This is a genomic window from Thalassospira sp. MCCC 1A03138 (genome assembly GCF_002115785.1).
Classification (GTDB): Bacteria; Pseudomonadota; Alphaproteobacteria; order Rhodospirillales; family Thalassospiraceae; genus Thalassospira.
Window position 1 is genome coordinate 229,393 of record NZ_JFJY01000004.1, and the last position, 22,924, is coordinate 252,316.

The following is a 22,924-nucleotide window of genomic DNA, read 5'->3' on the forward strand; positions in this document are numbered from 1 at the left end:
GGGCCACTTTGGCCCCGTCTTGCATTCATCTGACAGGTCGGACGATCTCAAAGACCCGGGATCAGCTTGCCCGGGTTCATCAATCCCTTGGGATCAATCGCTGATTTGATGGCACGCATCAGGGCAATCGTATCCGGGCCATGTTCGGCTTCCATGAAATCAAGTTTGCCATAACCGATGCCATGTTCCCCGGTGCATGTCCCGCCCAGTTTAAGCGCACGTTCCACCATGCGATCATGCAGGCGCTTGGCTTCGGCCATCTGTGCCGGATCTTCGGGATCGAGCAGGATCAGGGTATGGAAATTGCCATCACCCACATGGCCGACAATCGTGCAGGTCAGCGGGCTGGCATCGCAATCGGCGCGTGTTTCGCGGATCGCCTCGGCCAGCTTTGAAATCGGCACGCAAACGTCCGTCGGCATCCCGGCCTTGCCCGGTTCAAGCTGAAGCGACGCGTAATACGCCTTGTGACGTGCCGCCCACAATTTGTTGCGGTCTTCCTGACGGGTCGCCCACTGGAATTCCTCGGCACCAAATTCTTCGGCAACCGACTGAACAAACTCCGCCTGTTCCTTCACACCGGCTTCGGTGCCGTGGAATTCGAAGAACAGGGTCGGGGCTTCCTTGTGATCGGTCTTGGAATAATTGTTGATCGCCCGGATTTGCATTTCATCCAAAAACTCGATGCGCGCCACCGGAATACCGGCCTGAATGGTCAGGATAACGGTATCGACCGCCGCATCAACGCTTGGAAACGCACAGACCGCAGCCGACATCGCTTCGGGGATGCCATACAGCTTCAATGCGATTTCGGTAATCACGCCAAGCGTGCCTTCGGACCCGACAAACAGGCGGGTCAGGTCATAACCCGCCGATGATTTGCGCGCCCGGTTGGCGGTCTTGATGATCTTGCCATCTGGTGTCACGACGGTCAGGTTCAGCACATTGTCACGCATGGTGCCATAACGCACCGCATTGGTGCCCGATGCGCGGGTTGCCGTCATGCCGCCGATGGAGGCATTCGCCCCCGGATCAATCGGGAAAAACAGACCGGTATCGCGCAGATGATCGTTAAGCTGTTCGCGCGTCACACCGGCCTGAACCCGGCAATCAAGGTCCTCGTTATTGACCTCAAGGATCGCATCCATCCGCGAAAGATCGATGCAGATCCCGCCGCGAAGGGCCGCGACATGCCCCTCAAGCGACGATCCGGTGCCAAACGGCACGATCGGCACGTTATGTTCGGCGCAAAGTGTGACGACCTTCGCGACTTCTTCGGTCGAGGTGGCAAACACCACCGCATCGGGCGGAGATGCCGCGTGCCAGCTTTCATCCTTGCCATGCTGTTCCAGTACGGCGGGGGCAGTCGACAAACGATCACCCAGCATGTCACGCAGGCTCGCGATCAGGCTTTCGGGGGTTTCAATGCGTTCATACTGACGGTCGGACATATATTTCCTCTTCTTTCCGGGCTGCTTTGTTCGGCGCTGGCACGGATGCCTGGTGCCGAACATGCAAGGGCCCTGATGGCTTTGGTGGCGTTCGGGCAGCAGACCAATGATATGTCCCGATGACATGTGGGGTCGGCCAGCTGCCCTGAAATCATGTTGCCTACCCTACGCCGCCAGACGCAAAATTGGTATTACCTTTTAACCCGTAAAAGCAAAAAACCGCCCGTGATGCCACGGACGGTTTTGTTATATCGCATCAATGATCGCATCTGCTTCAACCGCGCCATGATGCCGATGACGCTTCAAACGCGCGTCAGTCAGACGCCAAGTGCTTCCTTGACCGCAGCCAGTCCGTCGCCACCATCCTTGGTGGTAACCCCCTCAAGCCACGCATCAAGAACCGACGGGTCTTCTTTCAGAAGCTTGGTCGCGGCATCATTGGGCGCCATGCCATCATTGATGATCAGCCCCATCATGGTGTTTTCCATATCAAGGGTGAAACTGACATTATCAAGCAACTTGCCGACATTCGGGCAGGCCTTGGCAAAGTCGCCGCGCACCAGCGTGTAGACATCCGCCCCGCCGTAATTCGGGCCGAAATATTCATCCCCGCCTTCAAGATAGGTCAGATCGAACTGGTTGTTCATCGGATGCGGTGCCCATGCCAGGAACACGATCCAGTCCTTGCCGCGCTCAAGGCGCTTGGCCTGTGCCAGCATCGCCTGTTCGCTGCTTTCGACAAGTTCCCAGCCCTCAAGACCGAAATCACCGGAATCGATCATTTTCTGGATCAGCTGATTGGCCGGTGCGCCGGGCTCGATGCCGTAAATCTTGTGATCGAACTCTTCAGCATGCGCCCCCAGATCGGCAAAGCTTTTGATCCCCGCCGCGGCGACATATTCCGGCACGGCAAGCGTGAATTTCGCCCCCTTAAGGTTCACACCCAGATTTTCAATGCCGCCTTTTTCATTGGCCGCATCAACAAATTTCTGCTGGGCGGGCATCCAGTTGCCCTGAAACACGTCAACTTCCCCGGCGCCCAGCATTTCAAAGGTCACCGGAACCGAAATGGTTTCAACCTTCTGCTCGTAACCAAGTGCTTCAAGAACCACACCGGTCAATGCATTGGTCGATGTGATATCGGTCCATTGCGGATCGGAAAACACCACCGTATCGCATTCTTGCGCATGGGCCGTGCCCGTCATGGCAATGCCGCCCAGAATAATGGCCGTTGCCCCCGCCGCCATTATTCCCCGTCGTCCCGCAAAACTCATGAAATTCTCCTGACTTTTATAATTGGTTTTCGATCCGCGCCGCCGCGCAGTTGATCCACCGGCACTTGCTCCAAACGCCTGATCACACAGCAAGTTCCGCGATCTGCCTTTGGCATTCACAGAAATGATAGTTATCGCCGTCATGGATGAATGTCGCCAATTCTTGCCTATCGGAATTCCTGTGTGAAGGCCGCTTGCATCGATCATTGGTATCAATATAATTCATGTCATGAAATTCCATCACATCCCCTCGCCGCATGCCCTGATCGCGTTCGAAGCCGCCGCCCGCTGCGCCAGCTTCACCGCGGCGGCCCGCGAACTGGGGGTGGGGCAGCCCGCCGTCAGCCATCAGATCACCGCCCTTGAAGAACAGCTTGGCCAACCGCTGTTTCGCCGTAAACATCGCGGCGTGTCGCTGACCCGCGCCGGGCAGGAACTGTTTGACTGCATTTCGGTGGCCTTCGGGCAGATCGACCGCACGGTAGAACGCATCAAAACAAGGCGGTCGGCCCGGCTCAGTGTCGGCACCGACTTTGCCTTTGCGTCCTTTATCCTGATGCCGCATCTGCCGGAATTCATCGCCCGCCATCCCGATATCGAGGTCAATGTCGTCACCAATCAGACCGGGCGTTTTACCGCCGATCAGAATATCGATATCGAAATCTCCTTTGATCATCACCGCCCCGAAGACGTGATGCTGATCCCCGAACAGGTCACACCGGTTTGCAGCCCCACCTTGCTTGAGGCCCGCGGCCATCCGAAAAACATCGCCGATCTGCGTCATTATCCGCTGATCCATCTGGATGATGAAATCGACCATCGCTGGTTTAACTGGGAAAGCTGGCTGCGCACCGCAGGGGTTCGGGAAACCGGGCCGCTTTACGGGCACCGGTTCAATACCTATCTGCTGGTCCTGTCGGCCACCCTGTCGGGACAGGGCGTGGCGCTCGGCTGGACCGCCCTGTTGCAGCAGCACCTTAAAACCGGGCAGCTTGTCACCCTTGGCGATGTCACGCTGGGCTCGGACCGGGGATATGTCCTGTCCTGCCGGTCAAACACCCACCGGCAGGAACAGATCAATGCCTTTCTGCGCTGGATGCGCGAACTGGTCGCTCAACCCGCACCCTAACCCTTGTTGCGATCCTGCGGCAGGGCCGCGGCAATCCGGTCCGCCAGCCGCGCAAATGGCAATGTCTGCAACCACACCGTCCCCGGCCCTTCAAGGGTCGTGACAAAAAGCCCCTCGCCACCAAACAGCGCATTGGTAAAGCCGCCAATGAATTTGATCGAATAATCAACCGATGGCGTCATCGCGACAAGTGTCCCGGTATCCACACGCAATGTCTGGCCCGGTTGCAAATCCTTGCGGATGATCGTGCCCCCGGCATGCACAAACGCCAGCCCGTAACCTCGCAACCGCTGCAGGATAAAGCCCTCGCCGCCAAACAAACCGGCACCGAGTTTCTTGGAGAATGCGATATCGATATCAATGCCCGATGCCGCGCATAAAAACGCGTCCTTCTGGCAAATGATCTCGCCGCCCAGTTCCGGCAAATTCATCGGCACCACCTTGCCCGGATAGGGGGCAGCAAAGGCGACATGCCCCTTGCCCGATCCTTCATGCACGAAACTGGTGATAAAGAACCCCTCGCCGGTCAGCATCCGTTTGAAGCCGGAAAAAATCCCGCCGCCCGTGCCGGTCTGCATGGCAATGCCGTCCGACATATACATCATGGCCCCGGCTTCGGCCCGCACGCCCTCGCCCGGATCAAGTTCGATCTCGACAAGCTGCATTTCCTCGCCATGGATTTTATAGTCGATCACGTCTGCCAATTGGGCGTCTCCATTTGTATTGCATAGGATTTTACACAGGTTCGGCCATTCGTCTCCAAACCGCGGGTTCAGTATCTATATTCAGCCCCCAAAAATTCAACTTCCCTTGAATCTCTTCGTTTGTCGGCTCCAAAGGAATGGCATCACTGTCAAAGCGAGAATATTTAAAGAAATTGGACGTATGAAGGTATAGTTCGGTGGCATCAAATATTGCATCCGCAATGCTTTCCTCAAAGTCAAACGCTACCAACTGACGCTGCTCAGGCGCTATATCTCTCAACATTGCTGCTTGAACCTGATACCGAGAAACTAGAGAGCGGACCGCAATACCGATACCTCCATCTGTCGTTTCAACAATGTCACGAAGCACACTGATAACACCGTCGGAAACCGTCGGCATTGGCCTTTGTGTGTCAGCGTTTTCTCTGAGGGCTTTCGCATACAGTACACACGCCATCGAATAAGCACACATCCGGCTAAGAGCCAAAGGCATCACTGCCCTTGCGGCGCTGTGCCTTCTTTGCGTTTCTAACTGATGCAAAGAGTAGGCTTGTCTAATTTGGCAAGTAATCGCCAATATCGTACCGAATGCTGCCAATGTGGCCATCATTCCTGTTACCAGCGTTTCATGGTCGTATATCCAAGACACCGCTCCATATATCCAGTCATTGCTCATGGCTTTATCCTCAGAATGGATCGTCACTGGAGCTTACTCTCACCAAGCACTTGTAAAAACACCCAAATCGCACGAGGATGAGGTGATCAAGGGCAAGCCGGAGCACCCGGTGAACACCAGATCAGGGTCAAGGCATCTTCGTCGCGTTTTCTGGCTGCTGCCACTTCTGGCCGCAATCCTGTCGTCCTGCGCGCCGCGCGATCCCTATCAGTTCAATATCTGCCGCCTCGCCCTTCCGGGGATAGAGGATGAAGATAAACAGATCCGCCTTGTCACCCGGTTTGACGAAACCTCTGACGGCAATCAGATCACCCTGCGTTACCAGTTGCTCGAACCGGGTGAAATCCCCCTGCCCTCGACTGAAACGCACGCCATTACGTGTCATTTCGAAGCAGCGACCAAACCCAACACGCCAACCAACCTTTATGCGATTGAAACAACCCGCCTTGGCCCGGTGTCCGATGCCCATATGGCCCTGCTCAAACGGTTCTGGATTGACCGGGTCGGGCGCACCGCACTCGAAAGCTATATCGATCCCGAAAGCCACGGCCTGCGCGCCGATGTGCCAGATATCGGGTTGCCCGCGGCCTATGCCACCCAACTGGTGCTAAGCGGCCTTGCGCGCGGTGCGATCTATGGCCTGCTCGCACTTTCGTTTACCCTGATCTATGGCCTGATCGGGCGCATCAATCTTGCCTTTGGCGAGGTGGTGATGACGGCCGCCCTTGGCACCATCATCACAAGCCTGTGGATATCAGGCATGGTCGGCTGGCTGATCCCGGTGATGGTGGTCGGATCGGTCGCGATGGCGGCCTTTATCGGATCGGGGTTAAGCCACCTGACATGGCGCAATGTCTTTGGCCCGCTGGGCCGCCGTGCTGCTGGCGGGCGGGCGATGATTGTCGCGTCCCTTGGCTGTGTGCTGGTCATTCAGGAATTTATCCGGATTGTCATATCAGCACGCAATTTCAACCTGCCGCCGATCTGGCAGTTTTCCGTACCGCTTCTGCGCGGCGATCATTTCGTCGTGCGCCTGCACGGGTTCGATATGCTGGCCATTGGCGGCGCGGTTATGGTTGCGGGCATTCTGGTCTGGATCATGGGCAAAACCGCCTTTGGCCGGAACTGGCGCGCGATCAGCCAGGATCGTCTGGGGGCGGCGCTTTGCGGGGTGTCGCTTTCGCGCACTGAATCCCAATCCTTTGTTCTGGCAGGATTTTTATGCGGATTAACCGGTGCAATGTTGGCCCTTCGTTATGGTGTCATTAATTTTCACAGTGGTACGCTTTTCGGGTTCAAGGCACTGACTGCCGCCATCCTTGGGGGAATAGGACGGATGCGCGGTGCGTGGCTGGGCGGGTTAATGATCGGTTTGACCGAAACATTATGGTCGGGATATTTCGGCGGGGCCTATCGCGATGTCGCGGTTTTCGGGCTTCTGGCGGCGATCCTCGTCCTGCGCCCTCAGGGGATTTTGGGGATAAATGACAGACATGACAGCTTGTTCTCCGCACGAAACGGACAAATATAAAAGGAACGGACCCCTGAAACGTCTGGTCACGTCGCTGACATCCGGCAAACCGGACCCATCAGGGAAATGGAGGGACCGGGGGCGTCAGGATATGGTGCAGTTCAAGACCCGCGACTGGCTTGTCGATGATGATGCCATCGCGCCGTCACTTGAAAAGTGGCAGCGTGCGGTCGATCTGATGACCGAACTTCTCGGTGCCAGTGCCGGTTTCATTGTCGAATATAATGACCGGCTGGGTTACCGCGCCGCCGTCACCAGCACCAATCACGCCAATCCCTATTCCGGGCGCGACACCAGCATCACCAAGCTTGATACCAACATCTTCTGCCGTCGTGTGATCACACTGGGCAGCAGTTTTTACGAACCCGATGCCCGCGAAAAACCCGAATGGGCGGACAACCCGGAACTGACCGAGGATGGCTTCTGTTCCTATTTCGGGGTTCCGGTCACATGGTCGAACGGCACGATCTTTGGCACGATCTGCGTGTTTGACTGCAAACCCACCCAATATTCCGACACGCTGCAAAAACTGATCGAAACCATCCGCGACCTCATCGAAGCCGACCTTCGGCTGTATGAACAGTTCCAGATCATGCGCAGCATCTCGCTATCTGATCAGCTCACGGGGCTTAACAACCGCGCCGGGTTTGAAATGCTGGCCCAGCAGAAAATCCGCATCGCCAAACGCTATCACCATCATATCGGCCTGATCTTCATCGATCTTGATGACATGAAACACTGGAACGATGATTACGGCCATGCCGCGGGGGATGCAGCACTCAAGGCCGTCGGGGCCGCCATCACCGCCAGCATTCGCGAGGTTGATATTTGCGGGCGGATTGGCGGCGATGAATTTGCCATTCTGGGCTATGTGCGCAATCGCGGCGATCTGACCACCATCATCACCCGTATCCGCAATGTGCTGCAAACGGCCAAAATTTCGGTCCCCGGATCAAAAAAACCGATCCACGAAACCCCGAAAATAAGTGCCGGGGCCTCGGTCTTTTTCGAACCGGTCAAGGAAAGCCTCGAAGAAATGATGGATATGGCCGACCAGGAAATGTATCGCGACAAAAACCGCAAAAAATAAATCGCCTTTTTATCGTCCATTGTGTGGCACATCACTGCACGCGACCTCAAAAAATGCGACTTTCACCCAAAGTTCAACCTGTGCTGTGGTGACATTCAAACACACCTTTGGTATGAGCCTCCCACGAAAGTCAGGATCAGACTCAAAACGTGACAAAAGCCCGAAAACCCGCATGTTCCGGGCACCGCCTATCGCCTGAAAAGACGCAACAATAAAAAGACAACGAGCCACGAATGCAGATCCGCAAAGGCACTGCCAACGACCTCCCCTTCATCCGCGACCTGACCAAACGCGCTACCGACACAACCTATTTCATCGAAGGCATGGGGGATGCCGCCGCGGCAACCGCGGCACGCTATGTCGATATGTCGACCGGCGTGTTTGAAAATGCGCTGACCTGCCCCGATCACAGCGTCATCGTCGCCACCCAGAAAGACGACCTGCTGGGCTATGTCATCACCGTTCACGATATCCCGGAAATCAAATGGATCATCGTCGACCCGGCATCGCATGGCCTGGGTGCGGGCAAGGCGCTGATGATCGCGGCCCTTGATGCACTGGCAGAACGCAGACCCGGTGCCACGGTCAAACTGTTGGTCGCCGCCCACAACGAACGCGCCAAGGCGTTCTACCGCAAATTCGGCTTCCTCGTCACCGGCCCGATCCCGGGTCGCGATATCCCGACCGTGGAGATGCAGCGGGCGGCGTGAACGCCAAGCACGACAACAGCTTGACGAACAGCCGCCGGATTGGCATTTTGGCGGCGAACCTTTATCGGAGCTTTTATGTCAGAGTCCCGGCACAGTCGCTGATCGCGGCTTAACCAAAATCTGAACGCGACCATCAATTCCGGTCGTCAGTTTCATCCTTCCGGCCGCTGATCAGCAGATCGGGTTGTCCCTGCCTTAAGACGCAGGCACACCTCCGGCACCTTTGTGCCCGTCCCGATCGGAAAAACTTCTGACTGACAGTTTTCCGGACTTACGACAGTGAATATCTCGAAAAATGAACAGCGCGTTTTGCACGCGCTGGCACAAGGCGGCCTGATCAAGGTGATCAAGGACGACAAAAACCGTGTCTGCCAAGCCGACTGCATCACGCGCGACGGCTGGTTCCTGACCGCATGCAATATCGACATTTTCAAGAAACTGCGCAAACGCCGCCTGATCCGATCACGCGGCGGGGCTCCCTATCGCATCACGCGAGAAGGGCTCGAAGCAGTCCGTGCGGAATTATTCCAACGCTAGAAAAACCAAAGCCCGACTGGTTTTCCGGTCGGGCCCCCGCTCTCCCCCTCACACGTGAGACAGAATATTCAGAAACCCGCAGGTCGTCACCGGTGGGCTTTTTTTGAACTTCAAGCACAAAACTTACCAGCTCTTTGCTTCTTCATAGGCTTCCGGGTAGAGAAAAAGAAAGGCATTCACGACACTCTCAAGTCGCGTTTCTTCCTTGAAATTGACGCTTCTGGCTTCGCAACCGTATTTCTCGACACTCACCATGTCGATATCTCTCTTCCAGTCATTTTTCACATACTGGTTTACAAGAAACTGCGTCGCTTTGCGTTTGACGACCTTGGCATTTTCTGCTGACAAATCGGCACGTTCCTGCAATGTCAGATCGTCGAAATTTTCATAACATTTGAAATCGAACGACACGGACGCCAACGAATGTGGACGTCCGGTTTCACCCTGCCAGAAAACGTTTACCGGCGTTGACGTAACCTCGGCAATCGGACCTGCGGTTAAGTCCAAGTCAGGCGCGCTCTGTCGGGCACATGCCGAAACCAAAACAGACAGACAAACAATCGCCGCCACACGAAACAGTAAAACTCGACCTTGCACCATTTCACCAAAACCCTGCACGTACTGAAAACATCCTCCGCTTCGGCAAACTGCCTCAGACGGAACATATCGATCCCTACCCTCAATGATTGATGATCCCAGTGACCGTGATCACTTTGCGGTGAATTTTCTTTTGATGTGAAACGCCCGCAACGAGAACGTTGAGCTTCGTTCTCTGTTTCACACTCTGGCTCTGCCGTCGTCTGGGAAAAAGCAGATATTTTTCACGGACACGCAATCATGCCGAACCTGACGACCTCATTCCAGACAATCGTTGGCAACTATAAAAGCTCTGCGACGAAATTGTTCACTTCAGACATGCAGAAGCGTGTCGATAGCAACCTTGCCAGCCTGTCGACACAGATGACGGAACTCGACAACGCATCCGCTGCCACCCACGGCAAAGCATTGCCTTCCCCCCAACAGGCAGCAAAAACGCTGGCACAGGCCACCTCGGCGGTTGAACTGTCTCTGAACGCGCTGGAACAGCTCTTTTCAAGCCTCCGACGCGAACGGCAGACCTTCATAAACAACAAGGCCCTTGTCGAACAAAAGGCCCTTTTTGCAACCGACAAAGTCCAGTCCGAACTCGATCAGAAACTTTTGGCGTCGATGCGAAACCTCGCGAACTCGATATTGTTTGCAAATGGCCAGAACTACCTTCCGCCACCCAAAACAATCATCCGATCCAAAGAAGACCTTCTGGCCGTGGACACCAGCAGTTTCGAGGCGTGGCTCGCGGGTTTTGCCGCGCAGTTCCGTTGACCAAGGGCACAATACCCATCTATTTCCCCGGGAGATCGCAATGCCATATGTTGAACGAACAGACGTCGTCATTTCCGACACCGAAGTCCTGATAAAGGCAATCGCGAAATGGCAACGCGATAATAACACCAATGGCTTTGGTCTGACGGGGAACAATCCCGGCACCGATCTGATGAATATCCTCATGGATATGATTGCCGATCTGCCTACTACTGTTAGGGCTGGATACGAACTCAGGTTCCCTGACATGACAACAGGACCAAAAGCTGTGTCTCTTCTGAAGGCGACCTACTATGCCTATGCCCGGCATGTGCATAGCGGCGGCCCGAACATCGACATCGCGACCAATGAAGTCGATATCACCGATCCCGGTTATGGCCTGTCATGCACTGATTTCGCCATGTATGCGTTCCTGATGCTCCGACTGTTTCTGATCAGCAGCGCGCTTAGCCTCGAAGGCGCGATTGGCATTGCCGTTGCCTTTTTAACCTGGCAGGCAACCGCCGTTGGTGAGCAGGATAACCATTCCGAACTTTATATAAACATCGCTGGCATGGCGACGCAGTTTGTTCTGTGGATCGCGGGCTGGTTTGCACATGGCTCCTTGCGGGTTGAATGGAAAAAAACCGAAACCATCGCTGACAAGGCAAGCTTCATCACAAGTCAGGTCGGCACGGTTGCCGCAGCGTCCTCAATGGGTGTACTGGCCTATCTCGGCACACAGGCTGACGCCTCCAACGAAATCGGCATCATGCTCTTTGTCCTGATTGGTGTTGTTCTGCTTCAAAACAACAAACCTGCAATCTTGCAGATCGGCAAAGGCATCGATGTGCTGATCCACATCATCTTTGCCCTGTTCAGCCTCGTTGGATGGTTCCTGGGAGGCGCGGTCGGCTCTTTTGCTGCTTACGGAAGACAACAAGCGCAACTGCCGCATTAAGTATTCTAAAACGCAAAAGCAAAGCCCGGGCGGTTATGCGTTCGGGCTTCTCATTTATGCGAGTCTGGGTCTTGCCATTTCCCCGTTATCGCAACAACATCGAAATACTATTTTAAGTTGATGATATATTTTCATTTTATTACATATAATTAGAAAAATTAGCCATCTAAGAACCAAAAAAATCTACTTTTGAGGGTAAAAATCACATAAACATGAATTGTGATTGATTGAACAATCACGAATTAAAGCAACCATAAATTGCAATCCGAAGGAGTACCCTAAAATGGCGAAGCTTCATTTTTACAAAAAGGTGGGGAAAAATTGGTCCAAGATGGCGGATGGTGATGGCACCATCCCCAACACTCAGGATACCGAGTTCTCGGTAAAGATCACCGATGGCTCGGTCAATAGCGGCATCACCTACGAAGTCCGCTCTGGGCAATCAAGCGACGGCCCGCATTGCCCCTGCACAACCAGCGGCACCTCTCAGCAAAGTGGTGATGCTAAATTCAAGACGCCGAAAACCTGAAAATGTGATGCCGAAATTCGGGCCTTTGATTGTCGCCCATAAGTGCCCTCCCTCCCAAGGCACCCGGAACCGACCATAAACCGTGTAAAAAACACCGCCCGAATACCAAAACCTCAAATCAAAGGGGACCGATCCCAAATGGCACCGGCCCCCTTTAACAATATCCGCCCACTGACATTGACGGCAAATTATCGCCTTTACTGTGCCGCCTTCTCGGTCACGACATTCTTGTGCCGCTTGAACGGTCCGAACGGGATTTCGGACGGGGCAAAGGTTTCCGCCGATGCCCGGTCCCAGCGTGAATACCAGTCATGCAGCCCCTCGATCTCCGGCCCGCCGGACACAAGGAACCCTTCGGGCAGGTAAGGATAGGCTTCGTTGCCATCAAGAAACTCGTTGTCCTTCTGGCGCACCATGAAGTGATAGGGCATGAAATTGCGCGGATCGGTCAGGCCCGCCGCCCCGGTAATTTCCGCCAGCGCATGCATGGTATTATGGTGGAACCGCGCCACCCGGTCGCTTTTATCACCCACATTAAGGGCCCGCTGGCGCAGCGGGTCCTGGGTTGCAATGCCGACCGGGCAATGGTTGGTATGGCATGACTGCGCCTGAATACAGCCCAGCGCAAACATATACCCCCGCGCCGCATTGCACCAATCCGCCCCCAGCGCCAATGTCTGGGCAATATCAAACGCCGAAACGATCTTGCCCGCCGCCCCGATCTTGATCTGATCACGCACACCCGCACCCCGAAGGGCATTATGCACAAATGTCAGCCCCTCGCGCATCGGCATGCCGACCCGGTTGGCAAATTCAACCGGGGCCGCACCCGTGCCGCCTTCCTTGCCATCGACCACGATGAAATCGGGCAGAATACCGGTTTTCAGCATCGCCTTGACGATGCACATGAATTCGCGCCGATGCCCGATGCACAGCTTGAAACCGACCGGCTTGCCGCCCGAAAGATCGCGCAGTTTCGCGATGAATTCCATCAGGCCGACGGGGGTGGAAAACGTGCTGTGCGCGGCCGGCGAAATGCAATCGATCCCCATCGGGATGCCGCGTGCCTCGGATATTTCCGGGGTGATCTTGGCGGCGGGCAACATGCCGCCATGGCCGGGCTTGGCCCCCTGGCTCAGCTTCACCTCGATCATCTTGACCTGCGGGTCGGATGCGGTCTCGGCAAAGCGTTCCTCGGAAAAAGTGCCATCATGGTTGCGGCATCCGAAATAACCCGACGCCACCTGATAAATCAGGTCTCCACCGCCTTCACGGTGATACCGGCTGATGCTGCCCTCGCCCGTGTCATGGGCAAAGCCACCCTTTTTCGCCCCTTTGTTCAGCGCCAGAATGGCATTGCCGGAAAGCGAGCCAAAGCTCATCGCCGAAATATTATAAAGGCTGGCGTCATAGGGCTGCTTGCAGGCCGTACCGCCGACCCGAACCCGAAAATCGATATCGGTAATGCTGGTCGGCGTGACCGAATGGGTCAGCCACGCATAGCCGGAACCATACACATCCTCGATGGTGCCAAACGGGCGCTTATCCTCGACCCCTTTGGCGCGCTGATAGACAAGCCCGCGCGACTGGCGGCTGAACGGCACCTCGTCCTGATCGCTTTCGATCATGTATTGCCGGATTTCCGGGCGAAAACTTTCAAGGATAAACCGGATATGACCACTGACCGGATAGTTGCGCAGGATCGAATGCCGGGTCTGGCGCAGATCAAACCAGCCAACCACCATCAACCCGCCAAAGATCACCACCGGCACCCAGAACCAGACATCGACCACGGCGGCACAGATCAACGAGGCAAAAGTCAAAAGCGTCACGCCAGCCAAAACAGCATAACGCTGATTCAAAATCAGAAACTTCACAGTGATCTATCCCATCCAATGGTGCGGGGAGTGTTGAATGCGGTTCCCGATCCTATCTGCTTATGCCGCCGCCGTCAGGGTGAAATCGACATGCACGGCATCAAACGGGAAAATGATCTGGCCGTTTTCCTCCCGATCCAAAACACCGGCATCCAGCAGGGCATGAACATCGCCATGCACGCTTTTAACATCCCGCCCGACACGGCGCGCTGCCTCGCGCATGCTCATCGCGCCCTGCCCGGTCATCGCCTTAAGCAATTCCCACCGCTTGGCCGTCATGGTCTGCCAAAGCAATTCGACCGACGCGAACGAAATATGCGCGCCTTGCACCGTGCCCTCAAACGCTGCAAGGGCACGCTTGGTCACGTCCTCGCGCGATGCGACCGACAGGGTGACGGTATTGGCTTTGGTTTTGGTGTTCATTCATGCCTCCATCCATCGACATCGGCCCAAAAATCACGCAGCAATTGCGCCGGTGTGGAAAAATCATAGGCTGTTTCAACATCGCCGATATGCTTGTGGTCGCCCTTACCCGCTTCATTGTCATAACGAAGCACACATTCCCGGGCCACAACATAAGCCAACGCATATTTGAACATATGGTCCGAGCCCCGCACCGATTGCGGCACCCGCCAGATCCGCAATTCAACAAATGCGTCGGGCGCAAGCTGATGACGCTCGCGCATAAGCAATTCAGCTTTCATGTTGGTGTTTATACCAACAAAGTCGGAGTGTTGTCAATTACACCAACACTCCGCTTTTTTGTAAATGCTGTGTTCACGAAATCAATACGTGAAAATCACTGCCTGTTTATTCCCTACGCCAGTAACTATTGAGAGGCAACTTATTGAGCAAACATCTCTTTTGCGAAAGGCACAGGCCAAATCAATAAATTACTGAAGATCATACTCTTCTCGTCATACTCTTTGAACGTACAATCAATGTTCACATATGTACGTATGCTTCGCCCTCTCTCTTCACCAACAAGTTCTCCACCAAACCTATAGGTCTTTTGATCCCCATTTTCCTGCGTTCGGAAGGCGTCTGTATCCATAACAAGATACAACTTGCTCCCATGAAGGGGCTCTCGAGTATGCGCATACAAAAAGCACATACTGCGAATTGGCTCAGGAACTTTTATAGGCTGCCCATTTTGTGCGAAAGCACCAGCAGATGAAATCAATAGAATTACCGAAACAAAAGTCGCCTTCAAAAATGACATACTCGCACCTTTCAGCCGTAGAAATGCTACTTATAATTTTCATAGATACACAATCCACACGCAACAACCATTTCTAATTTAAACAAAAAAGCCGCCGGTTTCCCGGCGGCTGCAAGTCTGACAGGGAGCATCCTGTCGGGAACACCCCGTGATGAGGGGCGGGCGTTCCCGGATGTCCTGTCGGCTCTGAGTATTGTGATCAGGCTTTGCCGTAACCGCCACCACCCGGCGTCTCGATGATGAAGACATCACCGGGATACATGGTCGCGCCATCGGTACCTTTAAGCTCCTCGACCGTGCCGTTGGTGCGCTCGATCGCATTGCGGCCAAGCTGGCCCGGCTCCCCGCCGCCAACGGCCTGAACCGGCACGCGACGGTGGTTGGACAGGATCGATGCGGTCATTTCCTCAAGGAAGCGCACCCGGCGCACCGTGCCGTCCCCACCCTTGTGTTTACCTGCCCCGCCGGACCCTTTGCGGATGCCAAAGCTTTCGAGCAGAACCGGGAAGCGCCATTCAAGGACTTCCGGGTCGGTCAGACGCGAGTTGGTCATGTGCGAATGCACACCCGATGTCCCGTCATAATCCGGGCCCGCACCGGTACCGCCACAGATGGTTTCGTAATACTGGTGCGTATCATTGCCCCAGGTGAAGTTGTTCATCGTGCCCTGCGCACCCGACATCACGCCAAGGGCGGCATACAGCGTATCGGTGACGTGCTGCGATGTTTCGACGTTCCCGGCAACCACGGCGGCCGGATAACGCGGGTTGAGCATAGATCCTTCCGGCACGATCAGATTGACCGGCTTTAGGCACCCGGCATTCAGCGGAATGTCATCATCAACCAGGGTGCGGAAGACATAAAGAACCGCCGCCCTTGTTACCGCCGATGGGGCGTTGAAGTTGTTATCAAGCTGATCAGACGTACCGGTGAAATCAACCGTCGCCGAACGGGTTTCCTTATGGATCGTGACCTTGGCTTTCACCACTGCCCCGTTATCCATTTCATAGGAAAACTCGCCGTCTTTCAGCACGTCAATCACACGGCGCACACTTTCCTCGGCATTGTCCTGCACATGGCCCATATAGGCATGCACAACATCAAGCCCAAAGTGATCGACCATCTTGCGCAGTTCCTGCACGCCCTTTTCATTGGCGGCAATCTGTGCGCGCAGATCGGCGATGTTCTGATACGGGTTACGTGCCGGATATTTCGCCCCTTCCAGAAGGGCGGTCAAACCGGCCTCGTCAAACTTGCCCTGATCAACCAGTTTGAAATTATCGATCAGAACGCCTTCTTCCTCAAGAATACGGGAATTTGGCGCCATCGAGCCCGGGGTGATCCCGCCCACATCGGCATGGTGGCCACGCGATGCGACATAGAACAGGATTTCCTTGCCATCATCACCAAACACCGGCGTGATCAGCGTGATATCGGGCAGGTGCGTGCCACCGTTATAAGGATCGTTCAGCATATAAACATCGCCGGATTTCATTTTCCCGGCATTGTTTTCCATAACGGCCCGAACCGATTCACCCATCGATCCAAGGTGGACGGGCATATGCGGTGCGTTGGCAATCAGAAGACCTTCCTGATCAAACAGCGCGCACGAGAAATCAAGCCGTTCCTTGATGTTGACCGAATAAGACGTGTTGGCAAGTGTGACCCCCATCTGTTCGGCGATATTCATGAACAGGTTGTTGAACACTTCCAGCATCACCGGATCGGCCTGCGTGCCAATCGCTTCCGACCGTTTCAACGGCACAACACGGGTCAGCACAAGGTGATCCCGGCCATTAACCTTGGCTTCCCAGCCCGGATCAAGCACCGTGGTCCCGACCGGCTCGACAATCACCGCCGGGCCGCGCACGGTGGCACCCGGTTTCAGATCTTCGCGTTTATAGAACGGCGTTTCCTGCGATTTGCCATCAAACACGACCTTGCGGGTGGCAAGCGGATCGGGTTTGACGCCATCCTTGGAAACCTCGGCTTCGGCATCGGGCAAGCCTTGGGTTTCGCCAATCGCCTCGACCGCAACCGCCTCGACCACCAGCGGCTTTTCATCCATGACAAAGCCGTAACGCTGCTTGTGCTGTTCTTCGAACTGCGCCTTGATCGATGCAACATCACCGAAATCAACGATCAATGGGTTATCCGTGCCGTCATAACGCAGATGCAGCTTTTTAAGCATGCTGATCTTGGCATCGGTAATACCCTGCTCATGCAGCTCGCCGCGTGCTTCGGTGGCCAATGCCTCAAGGCTTTCATCAAGCCCGGCAAGGGCAGCGGTTTCAAGCTTCGCCTCGACCGCCTGTTCGCGCATTGCGCGGATATCGGCAAGCCCCATGCCATAGGCCGACAGAACCCCGGCAAACGGATGGACAAACACGCGTGTCATGCCCAGCGTATCAGCCACCTGGCAGGCATGCTGCCCACCGGCCCCGCCAAAGCATTGCAGGATGTAATCGGTCACGTCATAGCCGCGCTGAACCGAAATCTGCTTGATCGCGTTGGCCATGTTTTCAACCGCGATGCGCAGGAACCCTTCGGCGACTTCTTCGGGTGTGCGCACCTGACCGGTGGCATCCTTGATCTTGGCGGCCATGTCGGCAAAGCCCGCCTTGACCGCATCGGCGTCAAGCGGCTCGTTGCCTTCGGGGCCAAACACATTCGGGAAGAAGTCCGGCTGAACCTTGCCCAGCATGACATTGATATCGGTCACCGCAAGCGGCCCGCCACGGCGATATGCCGCCGGCCCCGGATTGGCACCGGCACTGTCCGGGCCAACGCGGAAACGCGCGCCATCGAAATGCAGGATCGACCCGCCACCGGCCGCAACCGTATGGATTTTCATCATCGGGGCGCGCATGCGCACACCGGCAACCTGGGTTTCGAAATCGCGTTCATATTCGCCGTCATAATGCGAAACGTCGGTCGATGTACCGCCCATATCGAACCCGATGACCTGATTAAAGCCATCCATTTCCGCGGTCCGAACCATGCCGACAACACCGCCCGCCGGGCCCGAAAGGATCGCATCCTTGCCTTGGAACTTGGCGGCATCGGTAAGACCGCCATTGGACTGCATGAACATCAGCTTCACACCGCCCAGTTCACCGGCAACCTGATCAACATAACGGCGCAGGATCGGCGACAGATAGGCATCAACAACCGTGGTATCGCCACGCGACACCAGCTTCATCAACGGACTGACCTGATTACTGACAGATACCTGGGTAAAGCCGATTTCGCGTGCGATCTCGGCGGCGGCATTTTCGTGTGCGGTATAACGATACCCATGCATGAACACGATGGCACATGCCCGGATGCCGTCATCAAACGCTGCCTGCAAATCCTTCCGCAGGTTTTCACGATCAAGGGCGGTCAGTTCCTCGCCCTGCGCGTCAAAGCGGCCATCGGCCTCGATCACGCGCTCATACAGCATTTCCGGCAGCTTGATATTGCGATCAAACAGTTTCGGGCGGTTCTGATAAGCAATGCGCAATGCATCACGGAAACCGGTCGTGGTCACCAGAACCGTGCGATCCCCTTTACGTTCAAGCAGGGCATTGGTCGCAACCGTGGTGCCCATCTTGACGGCTTCGATTTTCTCGGCCGGGATTTTCTCGCCCGCCGGGACGTCAAGCAATTCGCGAATGCCCTGAATGGCGGCATCGGCATAACGTTCCGGATTTTCCGACAGCAGCTTGTGCGTCAGAAGGCTGCCATCGGGCTTGCGCGCGACAATATCGGTAAAGGTACCGCCACGGTCGATCCAGAACTGCCATTTCGGCTGTCCCGTCGTCTGATCAGTGGTTTGCGAAGCGGACGAATTTTGGGTGTGCGAAGCCATGATGCTTACTCCTTCAGCATCGTATTCAAACAAATCTTGCGAATGCGCCGACCGTTAAACGGCGCGGGTCAGCCGTTCATTTTCTGCGGAAGCCAGGTGGCGATTTCGGGGAAGACCGTAATCAGCAAAACCGCCAGCAACAGCAGGAAGAAGAACGGCAGGGAAGCCCGTGCAATGGAAAACAGGTTTTTGCCTGTCAGCCCTTGCAGAACAAAAAGATTGAAACCGACCGGCGGGGTGATCTGCGACATTTCGACCACCAGCACCACATAGATGCCAAACCACAAAAGATCGATCCCGGCGGCCTGCACCATCGGCAGGATCACCGACGTGGTCAGAACCACCACCGAAATCCCGTCAAGGAAGCAGCCCAGCACGATAAAGAACACCGTCAGCGCGGCAAGCAACGCATAGGGCGAAAGGTTCATTTCCGCGATCCATGCCGCAAGTTCGCGCGGAATGCCGGTAAAGCCCATGGTGACGGTCAACACCGCCGCCCCGGCAAGGATGAAACCGATCATGCACGATGTGCGCGTCGCCCCCATCAGGCCATCGATAAAGCTTGCCCGGTTAAGCGACCCGCTGATCGCCGACAGGATCAGCGCACCGACCACGCCAAAGGCCGCGGCCTCCGTCGGGGTGGCAATCCCGCCATAGATCGACCCGATCACCGCAGCAATCAGCGCGATCACCGGGATCAGGCGACCGGACGCCCGGACCTTTTCCATAAAGCCCATATCCGGCCCGGCAGGCGGCATCTTGTCCTTGTTCGCCGTCGCCCAGATCATGACAAAGCCCATGAACAGAATGATCAGCATCGCACCGGGCAGGATGCCGGCAATAAACAGGCGCGCAATCGAAAGCTCCGCCGAAACGCCATACACGATCAGGATGATCGAGGGCGGGATCAGAAGCCCAAGCGTCCCCGACCCGGCCAGCGTGCCAAGGATCAGCTTGTCGGCATAACCCTGCTTGCGCAGTTCCGGGATCGACATCCGGCCAATCGTGGCAGCCGTTGCCGCCGACGAACCTGATACGGCGGCAAAAATCCCGCAGCCCAGAATATTGACATGCAGCAACCGCCCCGGAAGCTTGTTCAGCCACGGTGCAAGACCGGTAAACATGTCCTCGGACAGCCGTGACCGGAACAGGATTTCACCCATCCAGATAAACAGCGGCAGCGGTGCCAGCGACCAGCTTGCAAGCCCCGACCACGCGGTTGTCGCGATGATCGGTCCGGTCTGCGCACTGGTAAAGAATTCAAGTCCGATGACACCGACCGCAAATAACGACAATGCCACCCAAAGCCCCGCCCCAAGGAACAGGAACATCAACCCCATAAGGATCAGGCCGATTTCAAGTACTTCCATGACCGTCCCCCTATTCCGTCAGTTCGCTGGCTTCGCGCGATGCAAATCCGGGTGCACGACCGCGCGCCACATCAAACAATGCTTCGAGCATGGCGATGGTAAAAACAATCAGTCCAAAGGCCATCGCCGCTTGCGGGATCCACAATGGAAAGGCCAGAACACCGGGCGACGTATCGCCATACGAAAAACTTTCCTCGGCCAGCACGGCCATCCAATAGGCAAAATACCCGCCCAGGAAACTTGCTAGCGCCAAAGTGATGCTTTCAACCACCCGGCGCACGCCGCCCTTAAGGTGGGATAACACGATCAGAACCCGGATATGCGTACCCGCCCGAAGTGCCGGACCAAGCGCCAGAAACGTCCCCGCCGCAAGCGAGAAACCGGCAAGCTCATTGGCATCATGCACGGCAATTCCGATAAACCGGCCCAGCGACGACGCCAGGATCAGCAATGCGATGGCAACCAGAAAAATGGCTGCTAACCCCGCACTGAATTTGAACAAATAATCTAATGATCTGCGCACAGCAGTCCCCTTTCCGCCCGCGGGATTTCCCAGTGGTGGCTGACAATACGGACAGTCATATCATGAATTTCGGCGGGGCGTCCCGATCCGGGCATCTTCACCCGGATCGGAAAAGTCGGTTCGTCGCTTACTTTTTATAAGCGTCGATGATGGCGGCACCGGCATCACCTGCTTCGGCCTGCCAATCGGCAACCATCTGATCGCCAACCTTGGCAAGACCGGCTTTCAGCTCGTCACTCGGTGCGGCAACATTCATGCCGTTATCGGCCAGAACCTTTTTCTTCTCGTCGGTTTCGGCCATGCTCATTTCCCAGCCACGCGTTTCGGCCTTGGCAGCTGCGTCCATGACGGCTTTCTGCACTTCCGGCGAAAGGGCATCAAATGCCTTGGCATTGACGATCACCATGTTTTTCGGAAGCCATGCCTGAACGTCATAGAAATTCTGCACAAAGTCCCATGCCTTGGAATTCGCACCGGTCGACGGCGAGGTCATCATCGCTTCGACAATGCCGGTCGCAAAGGCGGTCGGGATTTCCGGAACTTCCACCTGGGTGCCGACCATGCCGGTCAGATCTGCCAGTTTCGACGTTGCCGAGTTATAGGCACGGAACTTCATGCCTTTAAGGTCTTCGACCGAATTAACCGGCTTTGCGGTATAAAGACCCTGTGCTGGCCATGCGACCGCATAAAGGACTTTAAGGCCATCACCGGCCAGTTTTTCTTCAATCGCCGGGCGCGATGCTTCCCAAAGCTTTTTGGCTTCGTCATAGCTGGTCGCAAGGAACGGGATCGCGTCAACGCCGTAAATCGGGTCTTCATTCGACAAAAGCGAAATCAGGGTTTCGCCCGCCGGAACCAGACCGCGCTGCACCGAACGCTTGATGTCCGGGTGCTTGAACAGCGAACCACCGGAATGAACGGTGATGTCCAGTTCACCGCCGGTCGCTTCTTTCACGTCCTTGGCAAATTCGATGATGTTCTGGGTGTGGAATGTCGCATCCGGATACGGGGTCGCCATATCCCATTTTTCGGCGGCCATGGCAAAACCGGCCGACATCGTGATGGCCGCAACTGCAACGGTGGAAAGTGCCTTTTTAAGCATCAGTCAAGTCTCCCTGTGTGTGATGAGGCCGACATGCATTTTTTCGCGCATCTCGTGACTCCGAAGTAGCCTCCCAACAGAACGGTCACATTTTACTGATAAATTGTCAATGTTATTTCATGGCTGATATGCAAAATGCGGGAAACTACGCATGATATGGTGCCCAGACCCGCCCTGACAGAGCGCGCCATCAATATGATATTCCTCGATTTATGGCCGTGTGCTAGGCTCCGCGCAAATAACAAACAGGGAGAAAGCCCGTGCATGATCTTTCGGGGAAATCAGTCTGGATCACTGGTGCCGGCAGCGGCATCGGCGAGGCAATCGCAAAATCGCTTGCGGCGGCAGGTGCCCGGGTGGCGCTTTCTGCGCGCCGCGAAGAAACACTCCAGCAGGTCGCAAACGAAATCACCTCAGATGGCGGAAAGGTCGAAATCCATCCGCTTGATATCAGCAACAGCGATCAGGTCGCGGACGCCGCCCGTAACATTCAAAATTCCTTTGGGCAGATCAACGTCCTGATCAATTGCGCCGGGATGAATACCCCCAAACGGCACTGGCGCGATCTTGATATTGCCGACTGGCACCGCATTGTTTCGGTCAATCTCAATGGTGTGGCGAACACGGTTTGCGCGACCCTGCCCTTCATGCGCGCGCAAAAGGACGGACTGATCATCAATATCGCATCCTGGGCGGCAAAACATGAATTCCCTGTCGCAGGCCCGGCCTATGTCGCGTCCAAACGTGGCGTTGTCGACCTGTCGCACAGCATCAATCAGGAAGAAATGCACAACAATATCCGTTGCTGCTGCATAAGCCCCGGTGAAGTCGCCACCCCGATCCTTGATCAGCGCCCCGTCCCGATCAAAGAAGACGAACGCGCCCTGATGCTAAAGCCCGACGATCTGGCCGACATGGTCGCCTATGTCGTCGCAGCCCCCAAACGGGTCTGCTTCAACGAAATCGTCATGTCCCCGACCCATAACCGAACGCTTCTACCGCAGCCCTAACGCAGACATGAAAAAGGCAGCCCCGATAACCATC

22 protein-coding genes are annotated in these 22,924 nt (G+C 55.6%); 9 read left to right on the plus strand and 13 right to left on the minus strand.

The window, feature by feature from the left end; translation table 11 throughout:
- Positions 1-47 precede the first annotated feature (47 nt).
- Together TH468_RS10850 and choX are read right to left on the minus strand one after the other, a co-directional pair.
- On the minus strand, positions 48-1,451 hold the full coding sequence (locus TH468_RS10850; RefSeq protein ID WP_085644227.1) for an FAD-binding oxidoreductase: 1,404 nt from the start codon (positions 1,449-1,451) through the stop codon (positions 48-50).
- Between the two features lie 317 nt (positions 1,452-1,768).
- Complete coding sequence (gene choX, locus TH468_RS10855; RefSeq protein WP_085644229.1) at positions 1,769-2,725, minus strand: choline ABC transporter substrate-binding protein; 957 nt, start codon at positions 2,723-2,725, stop codon at positions 1,769-1,771.
- A gap of 229 nt (positions 2,726-2,954) precedes the next feature.
- Here choX and TH468_RS10860 point away from each other — a divergent pair, with 229 nt between their 5' ends.
- Complete coding sequence (locus TH468_RS10860; protein ID WP_085643987.1) at positions 2,955-3,854, plus strand: LysR substrate-binding domain-containing protein; 900 nt, start codon at positions 2,955-2,957, stop codon at positions 3,852-3,854.
- Here the strand turns inward: TH468_RS10860 and TH468_RS10865 are convergent.
- Both TH468_RS10865 and TH468_RS10870 read right to left on the minus strand, forming a co-directional pair.
- Positions 3,851-4,549 carry a TIGR00266 family protein gene (locus TH468_RS10865; RefSeq protein ID WP_246832300.1) on the minus strand — a complete coding sequence of 233 codons (699 nt, stop codon included), beginning with the start codon at positions 4,547-4,549 and terminating at the stop codon, positions 3,851-3,853. The genes TH468_RS10860 and TH468_RS10865 overlap by 4 nt on opposite strands.
- Positions 4,550-4,589: 40 nt before the next feature.
- Positions 4,590-5,234, minus strand: coding sequence for a hypothetical protein (locus TH468_RS10870; protein ID WP_085643990.1), 645 nt, complete (start codon positions 5,232-5,234; stop codon positions 4,590-4,592).
- 109 nt (positions 5,235-5,343) lie between these two features.
- Here TH468_RS10870 and TH468_RS10875 point away from each other — a divergent pair, with 109 nt between their 5' ends.
- The 4 genes from TH468_RS10875 (at position 5,344) to TH468_RS10890 (ending at position 9,102) form a co-directional block, all read left to right on the plus strand.
- Entirely contained in the window at positions 5,344-6,765 is a 1,422-nt protein-coding gene (locus tag TH468_RS10875; protein WP_168177124.1) for a branched-chain amino acid ABC transporter permease, read from the plus strand.
- A 91-nt stretch (positions 6,766-6,856) separates the two neighbouring features.
- Complete coding sequence (locus tag TH468_RS10880) at positions 6,857-7,855, plus strand: sensor domain-containing diguanylate cyclase (RefSeq protein WP_085643994.1); 999 nt, start codon at positions 6,857-6,859, stop codon at positions 7,853-7,855.
- 233 nt (positions 7,856-8,088) lie between these two features.
- Positions 8,089-8,565: a GNAT family N-acetyltransferase gene (locus TH468_RS10885; protein WP_085643996.1), complete on the plus strand. Its 477-nt coding sequence runs from the start codon at positions 8,089-8,091 to the stop codon at positions 8,563-8,565.
- Between the two features lie 279 nt (positions 8,566-8,844).
- A complete protein-coding gene (locus tag TH468_RS10890; RefSeq protein WP_085643998.1) occupies positions 8,845-9,102 on the plus strand; it encodes a YjhX family toxin in 258 nt (85 codons plus the stop codon).
- Between the two features lie 123 nt (positions 9,103-9,225).
- Here TH468_RS10890 and TH468_RS10895 read toward each other — a convergent pair whose 3' ends face one another.
- Positions 9,226-9,609, minus strand: coding sequence for a hypothetical protein (locus tag TH468_RS10895; protein ID WP_085644000.1), 384 nt, complete (start codon positions 9,607-9,609; stop codon positions 9,226-9,228).
- A 330-nt stretch (positions 9,610-9,939) separates the two neighbouring features.
- On the opposite strand from TH468_RS10895, the gene TH468_RS10900 reads away from it, so the two are divergent.
- The 3 genes from TH468_RS10900 to TH468_RS10910 all read left to right on the plus strand — a co-directional run bounded on the left by TH468_RS10900 (position 9,940) and on the right by TH468_RS10910 (position 11,933).
- The gene (locus tag TH468_RS10900) at positions 9,940-10,464 is read left to right on the plus strand and encodes a hypothetical protein (RefSeq protein WP_007089706.1); all 525 of its coding nucleotides are present in this window, start codon (positions 9,940-9,942) and stop codon (positions 10,462-10,464) included.
- Positions 10,465-10,648: 184 nt separating this feature from the next.
- On the plus strand, positions 10,649-11,404 hold the full coding sequence (locus TH468_RS10905; RefSeq protein WP_139834695.1) for a hypothetical protein: 756 nt from the start codon (positions 10,649-10,651) through the stop codon (positions 11,402-11,404).
- Positions 11,405-11,687: 283 nt separating this feature from the next.
- Entirely contained in the window at positions 11,688-11,933 is a 246-nt protein-coding gene (locus tag TH468_RS10910; RefSeq protein ID WP_085644004.1) for a hypothetical protein, read from the plus strand.
- A gap of 197 nt (positions 11,934-12,130) precedes the next feature.
- On the opposite strand, the gene TH468_RS10915 is transcribed toward TH468_RS10910, so the two are convergent.
- The 8 genes from TH468_RS10915 to TH468_RS10950 form a co-directional block, all read right to left on the minus strand.
- Positions 12,131-13,810: an FMN-binding glutamate synthase family protein gene (locus TH468_RS10915; RefSeq protein ID WP_085644007.1), complete on the minus strand. Its 1,680-nt coding sequence runs from the start codon at positions 13,808-13,810 to the stop codon at positions 12,131-12,133.
- Positions 13,811-13,870: 60 nt separating this feature from the next.
- Positions 13,871-14,233 carry a transcriptional regulator gene (locus TH468_RS10920; protein WP_085644009.1) on the minus strand — a complete coding sequence of 121 codons (363 nt, stop codon included), beginning with the start codon at positions 14,231-14,233 and terminating at the stop codon, positions 13,871-13,873.
- Positions 14,230-14,514: a DUF6516 family protein gene (locus TH468_RS10925; RefSeq protein ID WP_085644011.1), complete on the minus strand. Its 285-nt coding sequence runs from the start codon at positions 14,512-14,514 to the stop codon at positions 14,230-14,232. The genes TH468_RS10920 and TH468_RS10925 overlap by 4 nt, the downstream gene beginning before the upstream one ends.
- A 140-nt stretch (positions 14,515-14,654) precedes the next feature.
- Entirely contained in the window at positions 14,655-15,032 is a 378-nt protein-coding gene (locus TH468_RS10930) for a hypothetical protein (protein ID WP_085644013.1), read from the minus strand.
- Positions 15,033-15,231: 199 nt separating this feature from the next.
- Complete coding sequence (locus TH468_RS10935) at positions 15,232-18,885, minus strand: hydantoinase B/oxoprolinase family protein (RefSeq protein WP_085644015.1); 3,654 nt, start codon at positions 18,883-18,885, stop codon at positions 15,232-15,234.
- A gap of 68 nt (positions 18,886-18,953) precedes the next feature.
- A complete protein-coding gene (locus TH468_RS10940) occupies positions 18,954-20,255 on the minus strand; it encodes a TRAP transporter large permease (RefSeq protein WP_085644018.1) in 1,302 nt (433 codons plus the stop codon).
- A gap of 10 nt (positions 20,256-20,265) precedes the next feature.
- Entirely contained in the window at positions 20,266-20,778 is a 513-nt protein-coding gene (locus TH468_RS10945; protein ID WP_085644020.1) for a TRAP transporter small permease, read from the minus strand.
- Between the two features lie 127 nt (positions 20,779-20,905).
- The gene (locus tag TH468_RS10950; RefSeq protein ID WP_085644023.1) at positions 20,906-21,880 is read right to left on the minus strand and encodes a TRAP transporter substrate-binding protein; all 975 of its coding nucleotides are present in this window, start codon (positions 21,878-21,880) and stop codon (positions 20,906-20,908) included.
- A 260-nt stretch (positions 21,881-22,140) separates the two neighbouring features.
- Here TH468_RS10950 and TH468_RS10955 point away from each other — a divergent pair, with 260 nt between their 5' ends.
- Positions 22,141-22,890: an SDR family oxidoreductase gene (locus TH468_RS10955; protein ID WP_085644025.1), complete on the plus strand. Its 750-nt coding sequence runs from the start codon at positions 22,141-22,143 to the stop codon at positions 22,888-22,890.
- Positions 22,891-22,924: the final 34 nt, after the last annotated feature.